The sequence below is a fragment of the Erwinia sp. V71 genome (assembly GCF_965644245.1).
Classification (GTDB): Bacteria; Pseudomonadota; Gammaproteobacteria; order Enterobacterales; family Enterobacteriaceae; genus Erwinia.
Window position 1 is genome coordinate 1 of sequence record NZ_CBFFRK010000077.1, and the last position, 21,210, is coordinate 21,210.

At 54.3% G+C, this 21,210-nt stretch carries 20 protein-coding genes; 15 read left to right on the forward strand and 5 right to left on the reverse strand.

Translation table 11 applies throughout. The features are described from left to right. Window positions 1-97 precede the first annotated feature (97 nt). Window positions 98-721, reverse strand: coding sequence for a homoserine/homoserine lactone efflux protein (gene rhtB, locus ACSZO1_RS15260; RefSeq protein ID WP_437614028.1), 624 nt, complete (start codon window positions 719-721; stop codon window positions 98-100). 105 nt (window positions 722-826) lie between these two features. Here rhtB and pldB point away from each other — a divergent pair, with 105 nt between their 5' ends. Further along, the gene (gene pldB / locus ACSZO1_RS15265; RefSeq protein ID WP_437614030.1) at window positions 827-1,822 is read left to right on the forward strand and encodes a lysophospholipase L2; all 996 of its coding nucleotides are present in this window, start codon (window positions 827-829) and stop codon (window positions 1,820-1,822) included. A 66-nt stretch (window positions 1,823-1,888) separates the two neighbouring features. Beyond that, window positions 1,889-2,689 carry a sugar/pyridoxal phosphate phosphatase YigL gene (gene yigL, locus ACSZO1_RS15270; protein ID WP_437614032.1) on the forward strand — a complete coding sequence of 267 codons (801 nt, stop codon included), beginning with the start codon at window positions 1,889-1,891 and terminating at the stop codon, window positions 2,687-2,689. Between the two features lie 44 nt (window positions 2,690-2,733). On the opposite strand, the gene glpT is transcribed toward yigL, so the two are convergent. Then, the gene (glpT, locus tag ACSZO1_RS15275) at window positions 2,734-4,083 is read right to left on the reverse strand and encodes a glycerol-3-phosphate transporter (protein ID WP_437614034.1); all 1,350 of its coding nucleotides are present in this window, start codon (window positions 4,081-4,083) and stop codon (window positions 2,734-2,736) included. Between the two features lie 390 nt (window positions 4,084-4,473). Between glpT and ACSZO1_RS15280 the strand changes: the two genes are divergently transcribed. After that, window positions 4,474-5,337, forward strand: a complete 864-nt coding sequence (locus ACSZO1_RS15280; protein ID WP_437614036.1) for a carboxylate/amino acid/amine transporter — start codon at window positions 4,474-4,476, stop codon at window positions 5,335-5,337. A 32-nt stretch (window positions 5,338-5,369) separates the two neighbouring features. Here the strand turns inward: ACSZO1_RS15280 and ACSZO1_RS15285 are convergent, their stop codons facing one another. Both ACSZO1_RS15285 and metR read right to left on the reverse strand, forming a co-directional pair. Then, window positions 5,370-5,846 carry a DUF1456 family protein gene (locus tag ACSZO1_RS15285; protein WP_437614038.1) on the reverse strand — a complete coding sequence of 159 codons (477 nt, stop codon included), beginning with the start codon at window positions 5,844-5,846 and terminating at the stop codon, window positions 5,370-5,372. A gap of 88 nt (window positions 5,847-5,934) precedes the next feature. Continuing rightward, complete coding sequence (gene metR / locus ACSZO1_RS15290) at window positions 5,935-6,876, reverse strand: HTH-type transcriptional regulator MetR (RefSeq protein WP_437614039.1); 942 nt, start codon at window positions 6,874-6,876, stop codon at window positions 5,935-5,937. Window positions 6,877-7,020: 144 nt separating this feature from the next. Between metR and metE the strand changes: the two genes are divergently transcribed. Then, window positions 7,021-9,291, forward strand: coding sequence for a 5-methyltetrahydropteroyltriglutamate--homocysteine S-methyltransferase (metE, locus tag ACSZO1_RS15295; protein ID WP_437614041.1), 2,271 nt, complete (start codon window positions 7,021-7,023; stop codon window positions 9,289-9,291). A gap of 58 nt (window positions 9,292-9,349) precedes the next feature. Here metE and ACSZO1_RS15300 read toward each other — a convergent pair whose 3' ends face one another. Continuing rightward, on the reverse strand, window positions 9,350-10,192 hold the full coding sequence (locus ACSZO1_RS15300) for a dienelactone hydrolase family protein (protein ID WP_437614043.1): 843 nt from the start codon (window positions 10,190-10,192) through the stop codon (window positions 9,350-9,352). A gap of 250 nt (window positions 10,193-10,442) precedes the next feature. Between ACSZO1_RS15300 and udp the strand changes: the two genes are divergently transcribed. The 11 genes from udp (at window position 10,443) to ACSZO1_RS15355 (ending at window position 21,054) form a co-directional block, all read left to right on the forward strand. Further along, window positions 10,443-11,204 (forward strand): uridine phosphorylase, encoded by a 762-nt coding sequence (udp, locus tag ACSZO1_RS15305; RefSeq protein WP_437614045.1) that lies wholly within the window; start codon window positions 10,443-10,445, stop codon window positions 11,202-11,204. Between the two features lie 245 nt (window positions 11,205-11,449). After that, on the forward strand, window positions 11,450-12,961 hold the full coding sequence (rmuC, locus tag ACSZO1_RS15310) for a DNA recombination protein RmuC (RefSeq protein ID WP_437614047.1): 1,512 nt from the start codon (window positions 11,450-11,452) through the stop codon (window positions 12,959-12,961). A gap of 75 nt (window positions 12,962-13,036) precedes the next feature. Next, window positions 13,037-13,792, forward strand: coding sequence for a bifunctional demethylmenaquinone methyltransferase/2-methoxy-6-polyprenyl-1,4-benzoquinol methylase UbiE (gene ubiE / locus ACSZO1_RS15315; protein ID WP_437614049.1), 756 nt, complete (start codon window positions 13,037-13,039; stop codon window positions 13,790-13,792). Between the two features lie 12 nt (window positions 13,793-13,804). Then, on the forward strand, window positions 13,805-14,410 hold the full coding sequence (gene ubiJ, locus ACSZO1_RS15320; protein ID WP_437614051.1) for a ubiquinone biosynthesis protein UbiJ: 606 nt from the start codon (window positions 13,805-13,807) through the stop codon (window positions 14,408-14,410). Then, window positions 14,407-16,044 carry a ubiquinone biosynthesis regulatory protein kinase UbiB gene (gene ubiB, locus ACSZO1_RS15325; RefSeq protein ID WP_437614053.1) on the forward strand — a complete coding sequence of 546 codons (1,638 nt, stop codon included), beginning with the start codon at window positions 14,407-14,409 and terminating at the stop codon, window positions 16,042-16,044. The genes ubiJ and ubiB overlap by 4 nt, the downstream gene beginning before the upstream one ends. A 146-nt stretch (window positions 16,045-16,190) precedes the next feature. Next, the gene (tatA, locus tag ACSZO1_RS15330) at window positions 16,191-16,442 is read left to right on the forward strand and encodes a twin-arginine translocase TatA/TatE family subunit (RefSeq protein ID WP_437614055.1); all 252 of its coding nucleotides are present in this window, start codon (window positions 16,191-16,193) and stop codon (window positions 16,440-16,442) included. 3 nt (window positions 16,443-16,445) lie between these two features. After that, window positions 16,446-17,063 carry a Sec-independent protein translocase protein TatB gene (gene tatB / locus ACSZO1_RS15335; RefSeq protein WP_437614056.1) on the forward strand — a complete coding sequence of 206 codons (618 nt, stop codon included), beginning with the start codon at window positions 16,446-16,448 and terminating at the stop codon, window positions 17,061-17,063. A gap of 2 nt (window positions 17,064-17,065) precedes the next feature. After that, complete coding sequence (tatC, locus tag ACSZO1_RS15340) at window positions 17,066-17,824, forward strand: Sec-independent protein translocase subunit TatC (protein WP_437614058.1); 759 nt, start codon at window positions 17,066-17,068, stop codon at window positions 17,822-17,824. Window positions 17,825-17,917: 93 nt separating this feature from the next. Further along, a complete protein-coding gene (gene tatD / locus ACSZO1_RS15345; protein ID WP_437614060.1) occupies window positions 17,918-18,700 on the forward strand; it encodes a 3'-5' ssDNA/RNA exonuclease TatD in 783 nt (260 codons plus the stop codon). A 172-nt stretch (window positions 18,701-18,872) separates the two neighbouring features. Beyond that, window positions 18,873-19,895 carry a porphobilinogen synthase gene (hemB, locus tag ACSZO1_RS15350; protein ID WP_437614061.1) on the forward strand — a complete coding sequence of 341 codons (1,023 nt, stop codon included), beginning with the start codon at window positions 18,873-18,875 and terminating at the stop codon, window positions 19,893-19,895. 229 nt (window positions 19,896-20,124) lie between these two features. Then, the gene (locus ACSZO1_RS15355; RefSeq protein WP_437614063.1) at window positions 20,125-21,054 is read left to right on the forward strand and encodes an AAA domain-containing protein; all 930 of its coding nucleotides are present in this window, start codon (window positions 20,125-20,127) and stop codon (window positions 21,052-21,054) included. Window positions 21,055-21,210: the final 156 nt, after the last annotated feature.

The following is a 21,210-nucleotide window of genomic DNA, read 5'->3' on the forward strand; positions in this document are numbered from 1 at the left end:
TCACCATGGGTAAAGGATGTTAAAAAGTGTTCACCATGTCCCCGAACACCTGTCTGCAATGTCCCCGGACCGTACAGTTATGGGGGAGGGCGTTAAATCAGGCAACCTTCCGTGCCGATGCCAGCAGTGCGCCCACCGCCATAAACAACCCGCCAAAAATCCGGTTCAGCAGTTTCATCTGGTGCGGACCTTTAATCCACAACGCAATCCGCGTCGCCAGAGTGGCGTAACCGATCATCACAATGATATCGACCACCACGGTGGTGACACCCAGCACCAGATACTGCGCGGCCTGCGGCTGATGCGGGATAATAAATTGCGGGAACAGCGCGGCAAGAAACACAATGCTTTTCGGGTTGGTCAGATTCACCAGCACCGCGCGCTTAAACAGACGGCGACGCGGCATCGCTTTTGACACGGCATTGAGATCGATCGCGCCCGCGGAACGCCACTGCTGGATACCCAGCCAGATCAGATACGCCGCGCCCGCCCACTTAAGAATTTCAAACGCCAGCAGTGACTGGGAGAACAGTGCGCCAAGGCCAATGCCGACCAGCACGATATGCAGCGAAAGCCCGACCTGCAAACCGGTGATGGACGCTGCCGCGCCGCGATAGCCGTGGCTGATGCCGGTGCTCATGGTATTGATCGCGCCGGAACCGGGCGACAGGCTAAGAATGCAGGTGGTTAATAAATACGTCAGCCACCATTCGATGGTCATGGGTAAAACTCCCTGAGTGCGCAGAATTGTGACACAATACGCCATTGTCGAACGTTCTGCTATGGCCTGCGTGAACCAGCCTGGCACCGATGAGAATACCTGCCGATGACGAAGCATCAAAACGGCTGGCCGACCCGTGAGGAAGCCTTTGCCGCATTCGCCACCGGACCGTTGCTCGATTTCTGGCATCGCCGGGAGGAGCGCGAGTTTGCGGGCGTGGAAAATATCGCCATTCGTTATGTGCGTTTCATTGCACCGCAACATAATAAGGTGATCCTGCTGGTGCCTGGGCGTATTGAAAGCTACGTGAAATACCCGGAGCTGGCGTACGACCTGTTTCACTGCGGCTACGATGTGATCATTATCGATCATCGTGGTCAGGGTCGATCCGGGCGTCTGTTGCAGGATTCACATCGCGGCCATGTGGCGGCGTTTGAACACTATGTCGATGATTTAGAGTCGTTGTGGCAGCGGGAAATCGCCAACAACCCGAAATATGACCAGCGCTTTGGACTGGCGCATTCGATGGGCGGGGCTATCCTGACGCTGTTTCTGGCGCGTCAGCCACAGGCGCTGAATGCCGTGGCGCTGGCTGCACCGATGTTTGGTATCTATCTGCCAGTGCCGGCGTGGATGGCGAGCCGCATTCTCGACTGGACGGAAAAGCGTCCGGCACTGCGTGAAGGCTATGCGCTCGGTACGGGTAAATGGCGACCGCGTCCGTTTGGCATCAATATGCTGACGCACAGTCGCGAGCGCTACCGCCGTAATCTGCGCTTTTACGCCGATGATCCTGGCCTGCGGGTCGGCGGCCCGACGTATCACTGGGTGCGTGAAGGGGTGCTGGCGGGCAAAAATATTTTGACCAGAGTACCTGCAATTGAGACGCCGGTACTGCTGTTGCAGGCGGGGGAGGACAAGATTGTCGACAATCGCTCACAGGATCTGTTCTGCGAGGCGATGGCGGCAGCGGGTCATCCCTGCGAAGGGGGAAAACCTCGGGTTATTGCGGGCGCGCGCCACGAGATCCTGTTTGAAAGGGACGATATGCGCGCCGAAGCCTTAGATGCCATCGTGGAGTTTTTCGCGCGGCAGAGTTAGCAACCTTACTCAGAGTTCTGTCAGGTTCGCCTGATATCATTTTTCAACCAGAGGTTTGACCGCATTATGTATCACGTTGTTGCATCTGATCTCGATGGCACGCTGCTGTCACCCGATCACCGTCTGACGCCCTACACCCGCGAAACACTGCAGTTATTAACCGAACGCGGCGTTCATTTTGTCTTTGCTACCGGACGTCATCATATTGATGTTGCCCAGATGCGCGATGGCCTGGGTATCGACGCTTTTATGATCACCTCGAATGGCGCACGCGTCCACAATATGGCGGGAGAGCTGGTGTTCAGCCATAACCTCGATGCTGATATTGCCAACGATCTGTTTGCCATTAAATACAACGACCCGGAGATTCTGACCAACGTTTATCGCAATGATGAGTGGTATCTGAATCGCCACCGCCCGGAAGAGAAACGTTATTTCCGCGAGTCAGTGTTTAATTACACGCTGTTTGAGCCAGGTATGCTGGAAACCGACGGCATCAGCAAAGTGTTCTTTACCTGTGATGATGCCGACAAGTTACTGCCACTGGAACAGGCGATGCTGGCGCGCTGGGGCGACCGGGTGAATGTCAGCTTCTCCATGCCAACCTGTCTGGAAGTGATGGCAGGCGGCGTGTCGAAAGGGCATGCACTGGAAGCAGTAGCCAAAACGCTGGGTTACTCACTGAAAGAGTGCGTCGCCTTTGGTGACGGTATGAATGATAAAGAGATGCTGTCGATGGCGGGCAAGGGCTGCATTATGGGCAACGCCCATCAGCGACTGAAAGACCTGCTGCCGGAGCTGGAAGTGATTGGCAGTAACGGTGAAGATGCGGTGCCGCGCTATTTGCGTAAACTGTTCCTGGCCTGATACGGCAACCGGGTGGTCAGCCTTTGCTGACCACCCGCAGCGCATTACTGCTGTTGTTGTAACTGTTGCTTGTGTTTGTTTTCACTCAGCATGGTCATCACCAGCAGGATCACCGCCAGCACACAGCCGCCGACCATAATCATAAAGCCGCCATTCCAGCCAAAGTAATCAACGGTATAGCCGACGATGGCGCTTGCCGCCACGGAGCCGCCGAGATAACCAAACAGACCGGTAAAGCCTGCCGCCGTCCCTGCCGCTTTCTTCGGCGCCAGTTCCAGCGCATGCAGGCCAATCAGCATCACCGGACCGTAAATCAGGAAGCCGATCACAATCATACAGGCCATATCAACGCCTGGGTTGCCTGCCGGGTTCATCCAGTAGACGATGGTGGCGATGGTCACCAGCGTCATAAAGAACACGCCCGTCGCGCCGCGGTTGCCTTTAAACACTTTGTCCGACATCCAGCCACACAGCAGAGTGCCGGGAATCCCCGCGTATTCATACAGGAAGTAGGCCCAGGACGATTTATCCAGCGAGAAGTGTTTCACTTCTTTCAGGTAGGTCGGTGACCAGTCCAGAATGCCGTAGCGCAGCAGATAGACAAACACGTTCGCCAGCGCGATATACCACAGCAGCTTGTTCGGCAGGACATACTGCATAAAGATCTGCTTCGCAGTCAGCTCTTCTTCATGTTTTTCGTCGTAGTCTGGCGGATAGTCGTTTTTATACGCTTCAATCGGCGGCAGACCGCAGGATTGCGGGGTATCGCGCATCAGTGCAAACGCGATCAATGCTACCAGAATGGCACCAAAAGCTGGCATATACAGCGCGGCTTTCCAGTCGTTAAACCACGCCATCCCCAGCAGGAACAGCAGTGGCGGAATACCGCCGCCGACGTTATGTGCGCAGTTCCATACCGAAACAATACCGCCACGCTCTTTCTGCGACCACCAGTGCACCATGGTGCGTCCGCATGGCGGCCAGCCCATACCCTGGAACCAGCCACAGACAAACAGCAGCACAAACATCACCATAATGCTGGAGGTGGCCCAGGGCACAAAGCCCATCAGCAGCATCACCGCGGCGGCCAGAATCAGCCCGGCGGGCAGAAACACGCGCGGGTTAGAGCGGTCAGAGACCGAACCCATAATAAATTTCGAAAAACCGTAAGCGATAGAGATACCGGATAACGCAAAGCCGAGATCGCCACGTGAGAAGCCCTGTTCCACCAGATACGGCATGGCGAGAGCAAAGTTTTTACGAACCAGATAGTAAGCGGCATAGCCGAAGAAAATACCGATAAAGATCTGCCAGCGCAGACGACGATAGAGCGGATCGACCCGATCGTCAGCTACGCGCGGCTGGTGTGGTGCAGGTTTAAAAATACTTAACATGTGGGCTCCATAGCCTGTTTTTATTTATCCAAAACGGAGGGGGTTCCTGTTACGGCAATGCCGCTGGTGTCACTGAAATGTTCCATTTCGCGCATATTATACTGAGTTAAATCCGAAATGACTGTGAGTGAGCACACAAATGTTTCAGTTTTATTACATTTTTGTGTCAATGATGGCGGGCGTATCAAATGGAGACAGGGTTTGTGTTGTTTTCCATGCATGTCACGTTATAACCGTACGCTCTGTCATGTCTTTCGTTTAGTGAGTGTTTGTGTTCTTAATGCAACATTTTAGTTGTTGATTATTTGCTCTGATGTCAACCAAATAGTCGCCTGCCATTGATGGCAATTGGTTACAATAGCGCCTTCTTTTTCTGATGGATGCGTTATTGTGGTCTTACTGATTATTACCACCATTCTCTGGGCGTTTTCCTTTAGCCTGATCGGCGAATATCTGGCAGGCCAGGTCGACAGCTGGTTCTCGGTGCTGATGCGCCTGTCGCTGGCAGCACTGGTATTTGTGCCTTTCCTGCGCTGGCGTGGCTATAAGCTTTCCACGCTGTTGCTGTATATGCTGGTCGGCTCAATGCAGCTGGGCATCATGTATCTGTTCAGCTTCCAGGCGTACCTCTACCTGAGCGTCACGGAGTTCCTGCTGTTCACCGTGCTGACGCCGCTGTATGTCACCCTGATTTACGATCTGCTCAGCAAACGCAGCATTCGCCCGGGTTATGCCTTTAGCGCACTGCTGGCGGTGATCGGTGCGGCGATTATCCGTTATGACAAAGTGAGCGATCACTTCTGGTTTGGTCTGATGCTGGTGCAACTGGCGAACCTGACCTTTGCTATCGGCATGGTCGGCTATAAGCGCCTGCAGGAAGTGCGCCCGATGCCGCAGCACACCGCGTTTTCCTGGTTCTATATGGGTGCGCTGGTGGTCGCCATCGTCGCCTGGACCCTGTGGGGCAATCCGAACAAACTGCCCACCACCACCCTGCAGTGGGGCGTACTGGTGTGGCTGGGCGTGGCGGCGTCCGGACTGGGCTACTTTATGTGGAACTACGGCGCAACGCAGGTGGATGCCGGTACGCTGGGCATTATGAACAATATGCATGTCCCGGCAGGGCTGCTGGTCAACCTGGCTATCTGGCAGGAACAGCCACACTGGCCAAGTTTCCTGATCGGCGCGGCGGTGATTTGTGCTTCGCTGTGGGTGCATAAACGCTGGGTGGTGGGGAATCGTCCCGCCAGCTAAGTGATGCGGGAGCGCGATTGCGCTCCCGATGATCAGGCTTTGGTTGCTGCAGGGCGCAGTTTCAGTTTCATCCCTTTCAGGAAATTACGCAGGATCTGGTCGCCGCATTCACGGTAGTTTTTATGGCCCGGGGTACGGAAGATGGCGCCAATTTCCGCCTGAGAAACGGCAAAATCTGCCCGGTTCAGGATGTCAGGAATATCGGTAGTTTTCAGGTTAAAGGCGATGCGCAGTTTCTTCAGGATGATGTTGTTATTCATCTTGCGCTCGACGGACGGCGTGGGTGAGTCCTCACTTTTTCCGCGCAGAGAGAAAATCAGGCCATTCAGAAACAGTCCCATGACAATATCCGGGCACGGACGGTAACCTTCATCTTCTTCTTTCTTCATAAACGCCCGCATCTCTTCGACAGAGACTTCACTCCCGGCCAGCGCCAGAACGGCGACCATTTTGGCGTCACTCAGGTCCAGTATGTAGCGCACGCTGCGTAATACGTCATTATTGGTCATGCTGAAATCTCTTTATCTGTCACAGGCAATGGCGCGCATTATACACATTGCCTCGTCGCAGGGGAGTGATTAAACACACTCGCTGCGGTCAGAGCTGGCTGGCGGAGATCGGCAGTGGCGTGCCCGGGCGCGAGGCATCACGTACAAACGGCAGATGTTCGCAGGCGTGCTGGCGCGCCGAACGCACAAACGCTTCGACCACGGGCTGACGCTGCTCGCCATCGCGGACGGCGGCATACAACCGGCTCCACAGGCCTTCACCCAGCGTACGGGTCACAATCAGCCCCTGATGTTCAAAACTCTCCACCACCCAGTGCGGCAGGGCGGCAATCCCCATACGCGCTGCCACCATCTGAATCAGCAACAGGGTATTGTCGACGCTTTTCAGCACCGGGCTGATGCCAGCGGGCTGCAGGAAGTTACGCCAGATATCCAGCCGCTGGCGCTGTACCGGATAGATCATCAGTACCTCGCTGGCGAGGTCGTCCGGTGAAATATGCTCCACCTGCGCCAGCGGATGGTCTGGCGCCAGTACCAGCCGCACCTCGAAATCAAACATCGGCGTATAGTGCAAACCGCTGCGTGGCAGGATGTCCGAAGTCAGCACCACATCCAGCTCACCCTGTTGCAGCGCGGGTTGCGGGTCGAAGGTTACGCCCGATTTAAAGTCCATCACCACCTGCGGCCAGCTCTGACGGAAATTGTCCAGCGCGGGCGTCAGCCACTGGATGCAGCTGTGACACTCAATCGCGATGCGCAGCGTGGTCTGATGCGGCTCATGGCAGGCCTGCAGCGCATGCTGAATCTGCGGCAGCACCTGTTCCGCCAGCTGCAGCAAAATCTCCCCCTGCGGTGTAAAGCGCAGCGGCTGACTTTTACGCACAAACAAACGAAAACCGAGACGTTGCTCCAGGTCGCTGAACTGGTGGGATAACGCCGATTGCGTCTGATGAAGCTGGGCAGCGGCGGCAGCCAGCGAGCCTGAGTTCCTTAAGGCCTGCAACGTCCGCAGGTGTTTGAGTTCGATCATGAGAGTCCTTCACATCGAGAGTGAATAATTTGCGCTTGTGATAAATACACTACCTGCACAATATGGATGTGTAAACATCTGGACGGCTAAACTTCTGGCTATCTTACCTGCCAGCGCACGACAACACAAATTTAAGGCAAAGATATGACTATCCTGAATCATACACTCGGATTCCCCCGCGTCGGTCTGCGTCGCGAATTGAAAAAAGCACAAGAAAGCTACTGGGCGGGCAACAGCACGCAACACGAATTACTGGCTGTGGGTCGCGAGCTGCGTGCTCGCCACTGGCAGCAACAAAAAGACGCCGGAGTGGATCTGCTGCCGGTGGGCGATTTCGCCTGGTACGATCATGTCCTGACGACCAGCCTGCTGCTGGGCAACGTGCCCGCACGCCATCAGAACAAAGACGGCTCTGTCGACCTCGATACCCTGTTCCGCCTTGGCCGTGGCCGTGCGCCGACGGGTGAGCCTGCCGCCGCAGCGGAAATGACCAAATGGTTTAACACTAACTATCATTATATGGTTCCGGAATTCGTCAAAGGCCAGCAGTTCAGACTGACCTGGACACAGCTGCTGGATGAAGTGGACGAAGCGCTGGCGCTGGGCCACAACGTGAAACCTGTGCTGCTGGGCCCGGTCACTTACCTGTGGCTGGGTAAAGTGAAAGGTGAGCCGTTTGACCGCCTGTCACTGCTGCAGGACATCCTGCCGGTTTACAAACACGTGCTGGCTGAACTGAAAAAACTCGACATCGGGTGGGTGCAGATCGATGAACCCGCGCTGGCTCTGGAACTGCCAGAGGCGTGGCGTGCGGCATTCAAACCTGCTTACGACGCGCTGCAGGGAGAAACCCGGCTGCTGCTGACCACCTACTTTGACAGTATTGGTCAGAACCTCGATGTGATCAAAGCTCTGCCGGTGCAGGGGCTGCACGTCGACCTGGTGCACGGTAAAGACGATATTCAGCAGCTGAACCAGCAACTGCCAGCGGACTGGCTGCTGTCTGTGGGGGTGATTAACGGCCGTAACGTCTGGCGTGCGGATCTCAGCAGCTGGTTTGAACGCCTGCAACCGCTGGTGGCTCAGCGCAAACAGCTGTGGATCGGTTCCTCCTGCTCACTGCTGCACAGCCCAATCGATCTGAGCGTGGAAACCCGCCTCGACGACGAAGTGAAAAGCTGGTTCTCCTTCGCGCTGCAGAAGTGTGGCGAGCTGGCGCTGCTGGCAAACGCCCTGAACCATAACGATGCGGCGTCACTGGCAGCCTGGAGCGCGCCCATCCGTGCCCGTCGCAATTCGGCCCGTGTCCACAACGCGGCAGTTGCTCAGCGTCTGGCGGCCATCACCAGCAAAGACAGCCTGCGTGACAGCAGTTATCAGGTGCGTGCCAAAGCTCAGCGTGAGCGTTTCAGCCTGCCTGCATGGCCAACCACCACGATTGGCTCTTTCCCGCAAACCACTGAAATCCGCGGCCTGCGTCTCGACTTCAAAAAAGGCAACATTGATGGTGGCCACTACCGTACCGGCATTGCTGAACACATTAAGCAGGCGATTGCGGAGCAGGAACGTCTGGGCCTCGACGTGCTGGTGCACGGTGAAGCTGAGCGTAACGATATGGTCGAATACTTCGGTGAAAACCTCGATGGCTTTGTCTTTACACAGAACGGCTGGGTGCAGAGCTATGGTTCACGCTGTGTGAAACCGCCAGTGATTATCGGTGACGTCAGCCGTCCGCAGGCGATTACCGTGGAGTGGGCGAAGTATGCGCAGTCGCTGACTGACAAACCGGTAAAAGGCATGCTGACTGGCCCGGTGACCATTCTCTGCTGGTCCTTCCCGCGTGAAGATGTGAGTCGTGAAACCATCGCGAAACAGATTGCGCTGGCGCTGCGTGATGAAGTGGCCGATCTGGAAAAAGCCGGTATCGGCATCATTCAGATTGACGAACCGGCGCTGCGTGAAGGCCTGCCACTGCACCAGTCAGACTGGGCGGCCTATCTGAGCTGGGCGGTGGAGGCATTCCGTCTCAATGCGGCGGTGGCGCAGGACGAAACGCAGATCCACACCCATATGTGTTACTGCGAGTTCAATGACATCATGGATTCTATCGCCGCGCTGGATGCGGACGTGATCACCATTGAGACGTCCCGCTCTGATATGGATCTGCTGGATGCGTTTAAAGCGTTCGAATACCCGAATGAAATTGGCCCGGGTGTCTACGACATCCACTCACCGAATGTGCCGAGCGTGGAATGGATGGAAGATCTGCTGCGTAAAGCGGCGCAGAGCATTCCGCAAGAGCGCCTGTGGGTGAATCCGGACTGTGGCCTGAAAACCCGTGGCTGGACGGAAACCCGTCAGGCGCTGGCCAATATGGTGAAAGCGGCGCAGAACCTGCGTACGGAGAAAGTATAACGTTGCGGTAAAACCGTGTTGTGTTGTCTGACCGGGGCACCATGTGGTGCCCCCTTTTTTATGCCTGCGTGTTCGCCGCGACACCGGCTTGTTTAAACCAGGCCAGCATACGTTGCCAGCCATCCTGCGCGGATTCCTGGTGGTAGCTCGGACGATAATCCGCGTTGAAAGCGTGTCCGGCATCAGGATAGACCACGATCTCCGCTTTAGCATTCGCGGCACGCAGCGCCTGACGCATCAGGTCAACGCTCTCCTGTGGAATACCGTCATCTTTGCCGCCATATAAACCCAGTACCGGGGCATTGAGGTCGACGGCGATATCCAGCGGGTGTTTCGGTTGTTTCAGTGTTTTCTCACCAACCAGTTTGCCATACCAGGCTACCGCTGCTTTGACCTGTGGATTATGGGCGGCATACAGCCAGCTGATGCGGCCGCCCCAGCAGAAACCGGTGACGGCGATATTGCGCATATCGCCATCATGGCGTGAGGCCCAGTTTGCCACATGGTCGAGATCGGCAAGCACCTGAGCATCAGAGACGTTGCTGACCAGCTCTTTCAGCAGCGTGGGAATATCACTGTAGTCGCTGGGATCGCCCTCCCGGAAATAGAGTTCCGGCGCGATCGCCAGATAACCTTCGCGCGCCAGGCGGCGGCAGATATCACGAATATGTTCATGTACGCCAAAGATCTCCTGCACCACAATCACGACCGGCAACGGGCCGCTGGCCTGTTTAGGTCTGGCGTGGAAGGCGGGCATATTGTCGCCCTGGCTGGGAATGGAGGTTTCACCGGACGCAATATCCTCGCCGCCGGTAATAATGGTGGTGGCAGCGGTGGGCTGCACTGCAGGTGCGAAGCCGCTGTTGCCGGGCTTTTTCGCCATGTTATCTTCGGTCTTCATTGTCCTCTCCATGCTGAGCATTAGCGCAATCAGATAACTATAGCCAGGATTAGGTTTGAGTTATGTGCAGTGCGGCGGGAGACGGTACGCGAATAAGGCTGAGATAACTGTTTTATGTGATATAAATCACGTTATCAAATGTCGACAATGTAACTTTCATTTTTATAAGTGAATTTCATCACATTAAACGGGCGGCTATTGGCTTACAGTAGCGCCTGAGATTTTTATCTTTTTCCTTCAGGAGTCTGTTATGGCCCAGTCTGATGTGTTCCACCTTGGTATTACCAAAGCCGACTTGCAGGGCGCGACGCTGGCGATTGTGCCCGGCGACCCTGAGCGCGTGAAAAAAATCGCCGCGCTGATGGATAACCCGGTGCATCTGGCATCACACCGCGAATTCACCACCTGGCGTGCTGAGCTGAACGGTAAACCGGTGGTGGTGTGCTCGACCGGCATCGGTGGTCCGTCGACCTCTATCGCGGTAGAAGAACTGGCGCAACTGGGGGTGCGGACCTTCCTGCGTGTCGGCACCACCGGGGCGATCCAGCCGCATATTAATGTTGGCGATGTACTGGTCACGACGGGTTCTGTACGCCTCGATGGCGCCAGCCTGCATTTCGCTCCGATGGAGTTCCCGGCGGTAGCGGACTTTGACTGCACCACCGCGCTAGTGGCGGCGGCAAAAGACGCCGGCGCAGCGACCCATATCGGCATTACCGCATCATCCGATACCTTCTACCCAGGTCAGGAGCGTTATGACACCTTCTCTGGCCGCGTGGTCAGCCGTTTCCAGGGCTCGATGAAAGAGTGGCAGCAGATGGGGGTGCTGAACTATGAAATGGAGTCCGCCACCCTGCTGACCATGTGCGCCAGCCAGGGGCTGCGCGCCGGGATGGTTGCTGGCGTGATTGTTAACCGCACCCAGAAAGAGATCCCGGATGCGGAAACCATGAAGCAGACTGAAAGCGATGCCGTGAAGATTGTGGTGGAAGCCGCGCGTCGTCTGTTGTAACCCTGCCTTCGTTCACCTCCTCCCCATAACATAAGTGGGTTCCACTTCCTCCCCCATAACATGGGGGAGGGCTGGGGAGGGGGAACAGTTATCTCCTTATCTTCTTCACCTCCTGTGCATTTTTGCGAGATATCCCCTAATCCCTGCTGAAACCCACTGAAACCCGTGACATTTGCGCTTTTTGTCTGGACATTTATACAGTGCCACTCTACCTTTGCACTGTTTGATGATGGTGGGAGAGTACGGTGGACAGAGAATATCTTTTTGGCCTGTGCCTGGGTCTTACGGGGCTACTGGTGGGATGGATCATTGCCCATCTGCGCCACAGTCAGCAGCAGGCGAGCCAGGAAACGGAAAGACGACTATTAGCGCAGTCGCTGCAGCAGGCCGAACAGCAACAGCAGATCCAGCAGCAGGAGTTACAGCTGCGTGAGAAAGAGCTGCGCCAGTTGCACGGCGCGCTGGCCGCCGCCCAGGAAAAACTGCATCACTTCGACCACTGGCGCAATGAGAGCGAGCAACTCAGCCGTGAGTTGCGTACTCAGCTGGAGGTCAACAGCGCACAGGAAGCCGAACTGCGTGAAGTCACTATTCGTCTGGAAGAAACACGGATGGCGGCGGAAGAGAAGCAGCGTCTGCTGGTGAACAGCGAACAACGCCTGAGTGCGCAGTTTGAAAATCTCGCCAACCGAATCTTTGAAAACAGCGGCCGTCGGGTCGATGAACAAAACCGTCAGAGCCTGAACAGCCTGATCACCCCGCTGCGCGAGCAACTGGATGGTTTTCGCCGTCAGGTGCAGGAGAGTTTTGGCCAGGAAGCGCGTGAGCGTCACACCCTGTCTCATGAAATTCGTAACCTGCAGCAGCTGAATGCGCAGATGGCGCAGGAGGCGATTAACCTCACTAAAGCGCTGAAAGGCGATAACAAAACCCAGGGCAACTGGGGAGAAGTAGTGCTGAGCCGGGTGCTGGAAGCCTCCGGGCTGCGCGAAGGCTATGAGTATGAAACTCAGGTCAATGTGCAGGTCGATCAAAACAGCCGTATGCAACCGGATGTGATCGTGCGCTTACCGCAGGGTAAGGATGTGGTGATTGACGCCAAAATGACGCTGGTGGCCTATGAACGCTATTTCAACGGCGATGATGAGGTGACGCGCGAACAGGCGATCAACGAACATATTGCGGCGATCCGCGCCCATCTGCGCCTGCTGAGCCGCAAAGATTATCAACAATTGCCCGGTTTACGCTCGCTGGATTATGTGCTGATGTTTATCCCGGTGGAACCGGCGTTCCTGCTGGCGATTGACCGCCAGCCGGAGCTGATTAGCGAGGCGCTGAAACTCAATATTATGCTGGTCAGTCCCACCACACTGCTGGTGGCGCTGCGCACGATTAACAATCTCTGGCGCTATGAACATCAGAGCCGTAATGCCCAGCGCATTGCCGATCGCGCCGCGCGGCTGTATGACAAGATGCGCCTGTTCGTGGACGATATGACCAGTATGGGGCAAAACCTTGACCGGGCGCAGGACAGCTACCGTGCGGCGATGAAAAAATTATCAGAAGGGCGTGGCAACCTGATTGCGCAGAGTGAAAGCTTCCGTCAGCTTGGTGTTGAGGTCAAACGGCCCATTAATCCACGCCTGGCGGCGGATGCTCTGCCGGAAGCAGCAGAGGATGCCGACTTTGCCGATGATCAGCCCGCTGAATTTGCTGCCTCGCTGGCGGAGCGGATGCCACGGCAAATCAACGAATAAACGCCGGGTTACGTGCCTGGCTACCCTGACTCTGGTACACTTTGGAGATATTTGATTGTGGAGCAGGCAAAACAAATGGCAGATGAATCACAGGAAACCACGCATTTTGGTTTTCGCACCGTAGCGAAAACTGACAAAGCGGACATGGTGGCTGAGGTATTCCATTCCGTAGCGGCGAAGTATGACCTGATGAACGATCTGATGTCTTTTGGCATCCATCGTATCTGGAAACGCTTCACCATTGACTGCAGCGGCGTGCGTCGCGGCCAGCGGGTCCTGGACCTGGCAGGCGGCACGGGCGATCTGACGGCAAAATTCTCGCGTCTGGTCGGTGAAACTGGCCAGGTGGTGCTGGCGGACATCAACAGCTCAATGCTGAAGATGGGACGTGAAAAACTGCGCAACAGCGGTGTGGTCGGTAATGTCAGCTACGTACAGGCGAATGCTGAAGCGCTGCCGTTCCCCGATAACTATTTTGACTGCATCACCATCTCTTTCGGTCTGCGTAACGTGACCGAAAAAGAGAAAGCGCTGGCTTCCATGTTCCGGGTGCTGAAGCCAGGCGGTCGCCTGCTGGTGCTGGAGTTCTCAAAACCGCTCCTTGAGCCACTGAACAAAGCTTACGACGCCTACTCTTTCCATATTCTGCCGCGTATCGGCGAACTGGTCGCGAAGGATTCAGAGAGCTATCGCTATCTGGCGGAATCCATTCGCATGCATCCGGATCAGGAAACGTTAAAAGCGATGATGATGGATGTGGGTTTCGAAAACGCCACTTACTACAACCTGACGGGCGGCATTGTTGCGCTGCATCGTGGATTTAAGTTTTAACCAGGAAAACGCATGACCTTAACGCCGCTGTTAACCGCAGGTCTGGAGACCGCGCTTAACCATATTCTGTATCGCGATCGTGGACTGAAAGCGGCGCGTCAACGTTTAACCGGCAAAACCCTGGCCATTCAGTTACAGGAACTGCCGCAGCCGCTGACACTGGTATTCAGTGAGCTGCAGGTGGATGTCCTGGGTGAATGGCAGGATGCAACTGACTGTACGGTGAAAACCCGCTTCGCCGTGCTGCCAAAACTGCGCGATCGTCAGCAACTGACCAGTCTGATCCGCAGCGGTGAGCTGGATGTTGAAGGTGATTTGCAGGTGGTACAACACTTCTCCGCGCTGATCGATGCGGCGGAGCTGGATCCGGCGGAATATCTCGCCCCGTGGATTGGTGATATTGCCGCACAGGGCATCAGCCAGTTCGCGCAGCGCGGATGGCGTTTCCTGCGTACCGATCTGCAGCGTAAACAAGGTTACGTGGCGGAAATCCTGACGGAAGAGTGGCGTGTTGCGCCGGGACGTCTGGAACAGGCCTGGTTTGCTGAAGAAGTGGATGCCGTCAATCGTTCCCTTGACGCGCTCAGCGCCCGTCTGGCTAAGCTGGAGGGACAATGACACCTGGTGAACTGCGCCGTCTCTATTACATCATTAAGGTCTTTCTGAGTTACGGCCTTGATGAACTGATCCCGCGTATGCGCATTACCCTGCCGATTCGTTTGTGGCGGCGCTGCATTTTCTGGATACCTAATCGTCATAAAGATCAGCCATTAGGCGTGCGCCTGCGTCTGGCACTGGAGCAACTGGGGCCGGTGTGGATCAAGTTTGGTCAGATGATGTCGACACGCCGCGACCTGTTCCCGCCACAGATTGCCGATCAACTGGCAATGCTGCAGGACCGTGTGGCGCCTTTTAAGGGTGAACTGGCGCGTCAGCAGATTGAACTGTCGCTCGGCGGCAGCATTGAAACCTGGTTTGACGATTTTGATATCGAGCCGCTGGCTTCGGCGTCGATTGCCCAGGTGCATACCGCGACGCTGAAAGAGAATGGTCAGAAGGTGGTGCTCAAAGTGATCCGCCCTGACATTCTGCCGGTGATTAAAGCGGATATGAAGCTGATCTACCGTCTCGCGCGCTGGGTGCCACGTCTGCTGCCGGACGGGCGACGTCTGCGCCCGGTAGAAGTGGTGGCAGACTACGAGAAAACACTTCTGGATGAACTGAATCTGTTGCGTGAAGCGGCCAACGCCATTCAGCTGCGGCGTAATTTCGACAACAGCAAAATGCTGTACGTGCCGGAAGTCTATTCCGATTACTGCAGTGAATCGATGCTGGTGATGGAACGTATCTACGGCATTCCGATTTCGGATGTGGCAACGCTGGAACAGCATGGCGTCAATATGAAGCTGCTGGCGGAGCGCGGGGTACAGGTGTTCTTCACTCAGGTATTCCGCGACAGTTTCTTCCACGCTGATATGCATCCCGGCAATATTTTTGTCAGCTATGATCACCCGGAAGATCCGCAATATATCGGTATCGACTGCGGGATTGTCGGTTCGCTGAATAAAGAGGATAAACGCTACCTGGCGGAGAACTTTATCGCGTTCTTTAACCGTGATTACCGCAAAGTAGCTGAACTGCATGTAGATTCCGGCTGGGTGCCACCGGATACCAATGTGGAAGATTTTGAGTTTTCTATTCGTACGGTGTGTGAGCCGATTTTCGAGAAGCCACTGGCGGAAATCTCCTTTGGCCATGTGCTGTTAAACCTGTTTAACACCGCGCGCCGCTTCAATATGGAAGTGCAGCCGCAGCTGGTGCTGTTGCAGAAAACCCTGTTGTATGTCGAAGGCGTCGGGCGTCAGCTCTATCCACAACTCGACCTGTGGAAAACCGCCAAACCTTTCCTCGAAGACTGGATCAAAGATCAAGTAGGCATTCCGGCAATTGTGCGCGCGCTGAAGGAAAAAGCACCTTACTGGGCGGAGAAAATGCCGGAGTTACCGGAGCTGTTCTACGACAGTCTGCGTCAGCATAAGCGCCTGCAACACAGTGTCGACAAGTTAGTAACGGATATGCAGACACAGCGTACGCGCCAGCATCAGTCGCGTTTTCTGTTTGGCATTGGTGCGACCTTACTGGTGAGTGGCACCGCTATCCTGTTAACCCGCCCAGAGTGGGAATGGCTGTCCGCAGTGATGATGGCATGTGGCCTGGTGGGGTGGCTGATCGGCTGGCGTAAAACAAACTGACTGTCGTGAAAGGTATAAGACAAACTGATTGTCATTAAGAGTAAAAAGACGCTTTAATGCTGAGTTGGCGGGTGTGTAGCACGTGACCCGCCGGTCAGTTGTTATATACTGCGGTTCTGAAAAATTATTAACACAGAGGCAAAAACATGGGCAGTATTGGTTTTGGGCAATTGTTAATTATTGCCGTTATTGTCGTACTTCTGTTTGGTACCAAAAAATTACGTGGTCTGGGTTCAGATTTAGGTGAGTCTCTCAAAGGCTTCAAAAAAGCGATGGGTGATGATAACCAGAAAGACAAAGATGCTGATGATGCTGACTTCAGCGCCAAAACCCTGGCCGATAAGCAGCATACCGACGCGAAAAGCGAAGAAGCTAAGCAAGACAAAGACAAGGTATAAACCGTGTTCGACATAGGTTTTAGTGAGCTGTTACTGGTATTCGTGATTGGTCTGGTGGTACTCGGTCCGCAACGTTTGCCAATAGCAGTCAGAACCGTGGTCGGCTGGATCCGTGCGCTGCGTTCACTGGCATCGAGTGTGCAGAACGAACTGGCGCAGGAACTCAAGCTGCAGGAACTGCAGGAGAGCCTGCGCAAAGTTGAGCAAGCCAGTAAAGACTCGCTGTCGCCTGAGCTGAAAGCATCGATGGAAGAGCTGAAGAAAAGCGCGGAATCGATGAAACGTTCTTACCTCGGTGAGAATGAAAAAGCAGAGGACGAAGCGCACACCATCCATAATCCGGTGGTGAAAGATGCGCCGAGGTCACACGATGACCTGACGCCTGCAGATGCGGACGCGCAAGCCAGCGCACCAGCGCAGGCACCTGTGCCAGAATCTGTCGCAACCGTAACGGAGCCTGCAGCAGGTCAAACGCCAGTCGTTGCTGCACCGGAGTCAGCCACGATAAAAGCTGCCACCGAGGCCGTGACGTCTGCACCTGCCGCCCCGGTGAAAGCGCCTGCCGCTGCACCATCAGCGTCTGCCCCGACCTCAACCACTCCAACAAGCGGTGAACGTTAAACATGGCCGTTGAAGATACCCAACCGCTGATCAGTCATCTGATAGAGCTGCGTAAGCGCCTGTTAAACTGCATCATTGCTGTTATCGCCATCTTTGCTGCGCTGGCGTATTTCTCGAATGACATTTATCAGCTGGTTTCCGCACCGCTAATCAAACAGATGCCGGCCGGTGCCAGTATGATCGCCACCGATGTCGCGTCACCGTTCTTTACGCCGATTAAACTGACCATGATTGTGTCGGTTTTCCTGGCGATACCGGTGATCCTGCATCAGGTATGGGCGTTTGTCGCCCCGGCGCTGTATCGCCATGAACGTAAACTGGTGATGCCATTGCTGTTTTCCAGCACGGCGCTGTTTTATATCGGTATGGCATTTGCCTACTTTATTGTTTTCCCGCTGGCATTCGGCTTCTTTGCCAAAACCGCGCCGCAGGGCGTGTTAATTGCTACGGATATCAATAACTACCTTGATTTCGTCATGGCGCTGTTTATGGCGTTTGGCGTGTCATTTGAAGTGCCGATTGCGATTGTATTACTGTGCTGGACAGGGGTGACGACCCCGGAAGATCTGAAAGCGAAGCGCCCGTATGTATTGGTGGGGGCGTTTGTCGTCGGCATGTTGCTGACGCCGCCGGACGTTTTTTCGCAAACTTTGCTCGCTATTCCGATGTACTGCCTGTTTGAAGTCGGCGTATTCTTTGCCCGATTCTATACGGGAAAAGGGCGTCAGGATGAGGATCAGGAAGAGGAATCCGGCTCCTGACGTACAGGAGAAGCACGAGATTCCATCGCTGTCGCGAGGAATGTTACGTCACACTTAACCGCCCGTAAGGGCGGTTACTGTTTGGGAAGAACTATGTTTGATATCGGTGTAAACCTGACCAGTACGCAATTCGCCAAAGATCGTGAACAGGTGGTGGAACGCGCGCGCGAAGCGGGCGTCACCGGGATTCTGATCACCGGCACCAGCGCACTCGAGAGCCAGCAGGCGCAGAGCCTGGCGCAGCAGCATGACGGCTATTGCTGGTCAACTGCCGGGGTGCATCCCCACCATGCCAGTGAATGGTCGGCGGAAACGGCTGCCACCCTGCGTCGCCTTGCTGCACATCCGCAGGTCGTTGCCATCGGTGAGTGCGGACTCGATTTCAACCGCAATTTTTCTGAGCCGCAGCAGCAGGAATACGCCTTTGAGGCGCAACTGGCGCTTGCGGCTGAACTGGCGATGCCGGTGTTCCTGCATTGCCGCGATGCGCATCGTCGCTTTATCGACATTCTGCAACCATGGCTGGCGAAGCTGCCTGGGGCTGTCGTGCACTGCTTTACCGGCACTCAGGCCGAACTGGAAGAGTGCCTCGCGGCGGGACTGTCGGTTGGTATTACCGGCTGGGTATGCGATGAGCGCCGCGGCCTTGAATTACGTGAGTTACTGCCATTGATTCCGGCGGATCGTCTGCTGCTGGAAACCGATGCACCTTATCTGTTGCCCCGGGATATGCGGCCCCGCCCGCCTTCCCGCCGCAATGAACCCTGTTTTCTGCCGCATATTGTGCAGCAGGTCGCCGCCTGGCGTGGTGAAGACGCTGAATGGTTAGCGCAGCAGACAACAGAAAATACGCGGAATCTGTTTAATATCACTTAAAGCAGATCCCACTGATGCTCGCGTTCAGGCGTTATCGCCGCAGCCAGTTTGAACGCGGACAGCGCGCAATGACCCGAGCGTACACGAAATACGTGAGGGGAATGAGCACTGCCCAGGTTCAAAATGGCAAGTAAGATAGCCTGTGCGATCTCAAACAGGAGTTCTATTCAAAATGAGTTTTGCTTTTCCTGGAGCCTTTCCCGGCCGCCGCCTGCGTCGTGTCCGTCGCCATGATTTTAGTCGTCGTCTGGTGGCTGAAAACCAGTTAACGGTCAACGACCTGATCTACCCGGTGTTCGTGATGGAAGGCCACAACCAGCAGCAGGAAGTGCCATCGATGCCGGGCGTCCATCGGATGACCATCGATCTGCTGATCAAAGAAGCGGAAGCTGTCGCTAAACTGGGCGTGCCGGTCTTGTCGCTGTTCCCGGTGATTGAAGCAGATAAGAAATCCCTGCATGCCAAAGAAGCCTACAACCCGGATGGTCTGATCCAGCGTACCGTGCGTGCCCTGAAAGATGCAGTACCGGAGCTGGGTCTGTTAACTGACGTCGCGCTGGACCCGTACACTACCCACGGCCAGGATGGCGTGATCGATGCTGATGGTTATGTGATTAATGACATCACCAAAGAGATTCTGGTGCGCCAGGCATTGTCCCACGCCGAAGCGGGTGCAGAGATTGTGGCGCCAAGCGACATGATGGATGGCCGTATTGGCGCAATCCGTGATCAGCTGGAGCTGGATGGTCTGGTCAATACCCAGATTATGGCGTACTCCGCCAAATATGCTTCCTGCTACTACGGCCCGTTCCGCGATGCAATTGGCTCGGCGTCGAATCTGAAAGGTGGCAATAAGATGACCTATCAGATGGACCCGGCGAATACTGACGAAGCGCTGCAGGAAATTGCCCAGGATCTGCAGGAAGGTGCGGATATGGTGATGGTCAAGCCGGGCATGCCATACCTGGACGTTATCCGTCGGGTAAAAGACACCTTCGGCGTGCCGACTTTTGCTTACCAGGTTTCGGGTGAGTATGCGATGCATATGGCGGCGATTCAGAATGGCTGGCTGGCGGAGAAACCGGCAGTGATGGAATCCCTGCTGTGCTTTAAGCGCGCAGGTGCGAACGGCATTCTGACGTACTTCTCAAAACGTGTGGCGCAGTGGCTGCACGATGAGCAGATGCAGCGTTAGTTTGGTTTGCCCCTCCCTGAGGTTACTGGGTGGGGCATTATTGTCTTTGCTATAAGAGTCAGCTATTTCTTTTTGGGTTAATTTATTATCCTCACATCATTCGCAGATCGATATGTCGACAGGTCTTGATATTCCGGGAAGTTGAACGCACAATTTGCAGATTGCTATATGTTACTCATCTGGCAAACATTGCCAGAGATTATCATCCAGACCAAATAGGGATATTGAAATGGTAAACATGGAAGCGATTACGTTAGGCAATGATAAAATTATTTATATTGATGGTAAGAAGAAGGATGATTGTGAAAGTATATTCTTATCCGATGATAAAAGATTCTTTCATATCACCTTTTTTAATAATAAAACCAAATATAAATATCCTGTTAAAAGAGTAGAGATTAAAAATATAAAGCCACATTCAGGGCCCGAAAAAGAAGTGTTTGATTATTTTTCTGTAATCGCTTCTTTGAAAGATTTACAGGGAGGGAATTTACCAGAAAGTGGAGTAGGCTTCTACCGTAAGAGGGTGAATGCGCTTGCTTTTGCATCAGAAGATAGTGCTCTGCATGCTTATTTTAATAAAGAAAATAGAACTTCCTCAGCACCTTTCCCGGTAGTTTTCCCATTTGGGATCAACCTTAGCCAGATTAATGCAGTTGAGAATACATTCAGTCGTCAAATCAGTATGGTTGAGGGACCTCCCGGTACAGGAAAGACACAGACGATATTAAATATTATTGCCAGTGCGGTCGTAAGAAATTTACGTGTGGCCGTTGTATCTCCGAATAATGCAGCAACTAAAAATGTACATGAAAAGCTGATTAAAGAAGGGTATGGTTTTATCGCTGCATCATTAGGGAAGCAGGAGTATCGGGAAAAATTCTTTGCGGAGCTGGAGGATTTTACGCCAGATGAGCGATTATCACCATTAACAGCTGAAGATTACCTGAGCATAAGCAACAGTCTTAACAACAGTCTGGCTGTGCTGAAAGAATTGTTCGAGAAAAAAAACAAACAGGCTGTACTCAGGCAGAAGCTCAGAGAGTGGCGGCAGGAGTATAAATACTTTTCAGACTATTATCGGCCTGAAGGTGATTGTCTTGAAAAGCTGAGAAGGATCAAACTATTTCCGTTTTCATCCGATAAAAAATGGACTTGATAGCAGATATAAAGCTGTCCTCTTATGGCGGGTTGTCTTTAAAAGAGAAATTCTCTTTCTTTATTAAATACGGTATTTATGGTCGTGACGCAGACTTAGTGTTGTTGTACTCTTTGCCCTTTGGATGATTGATGGCAAAGATTGATGTGGTTTGTC

Excerpts from the sequence above, each read along its gene's own strand:
- ubiB (WP_437614053.1), top strand. The coding sequence starts at position 14,407 with ATGACACCTGGTGAACTGCGCCGTCTCTATTACATCATTAAGGTCTTT.
- ACSZO1_RS15300 (WP_437614043.1), bottom strand. The coding sequence starts at position 10,192 with ATGAAGACCGAAGATAACATGGCGAAAAAGCCCGGCAACAGCGGCTTC.
- metR (WP_437614039.1), bottom strand. The coding sequence starts at position 6,876 with ATGATCGAACTCAAACACCTGCGGACGTTGCAGGCCTTAAGGAACTCA.
- hemB (WP_437614061.1), top strand. The coding sequence starts at position 18,873 with ATGAGTTTTGCTTTTCCTGGAGCCTTTCCCGGCCGCCGCCTGCGTCGT.
- rhtB (WP_437614028.1), bottom strand. The coding sequence starts at position 721 with ATGACCATCGAATGGTGGCTGACGTATTTATTAACCACCTGCATTCTT.
- tatC (WP_437614058.1), top strand. The coding sequence starts at position 17,066 with ATGGCCGTTGAAGATACCCAACCGCTGATCAGTCATCTGATAGAGCTG.
- tatD (WP_437614060.1), top strand. The coding sequence starts at position 17,918 with ATGTTTGATATCGGTGTAAACCTGACCAGTACGCAATTCGCCAAAGAT.
- ACSZO1_RS15285 (WP_437614038.1), bottom strand. The coding sequence starts at position 5,846 with ATGACCAATAATGACGTATTACGCAGCGTGCGCTACATACTGGACCTG.
- ACSZO1_RS15355 (WP_437614063.1), top strand. The coding sequence starts at position 20,125 with ATGGTAAACATGGAAGCGATTACGTTAGGCAATGATAAAATTATTTAT.
- pldB (WP_437614030.1), top strand. The coding sequence starts at position 827 with ATGACGAAGCATCAAAACGGCTGGCCGACCCGTGAGGAAGCCTTTGCC.
- tatA (WP_437614055.1), top strand. The coding sequence starts at position 16,191 with ATGGGCAGTATTGGTTTTGGGCAATTGTTAATTATTGCCGTTATTGTC.
- glpT (WP_437614034.1), bottom strand. The coding sequence starts at position 4,083 with ATGTTAAGTATTTTTAAACCTGCACCACACCAGCCGCGCGTAGCTGAC.
- metE (WP_437614041.1), top strand. The coding sequence starts at position 7,021 with ATGACTATCCTGAATCATACACTCGGATTCCCCCGCGTCGGTCTGCGT.
- yigL (WP_437614032.1), top strand. The coding sequence starts at position 1,889 with ATGTATCACGTTGTTGCATCTGATCTCGATGGCACGCTGCTGTCACCC.
- ubiE (WP_437614049.1), top strand. The coding sequence starts at position 13,037 with ATGGCAGATGAATCACAGGAAACCACGCATTTTGGTTTTCGCACCGTA.
- udp (WP_437614045.1), top strand. The coding sequence starts at position 10,443 with ATGGCCCAGTCTGATGTGTTCCACCTTGGTATTACCAAAGCCGACTTG.
- ubiJ (WP_437614051.1), top strand. The coding sequence starts at position 13,805 with ATGACCTTAACGCCGCTGTTAACCGCAGGTCTGGAGACCGCGCTTAAC.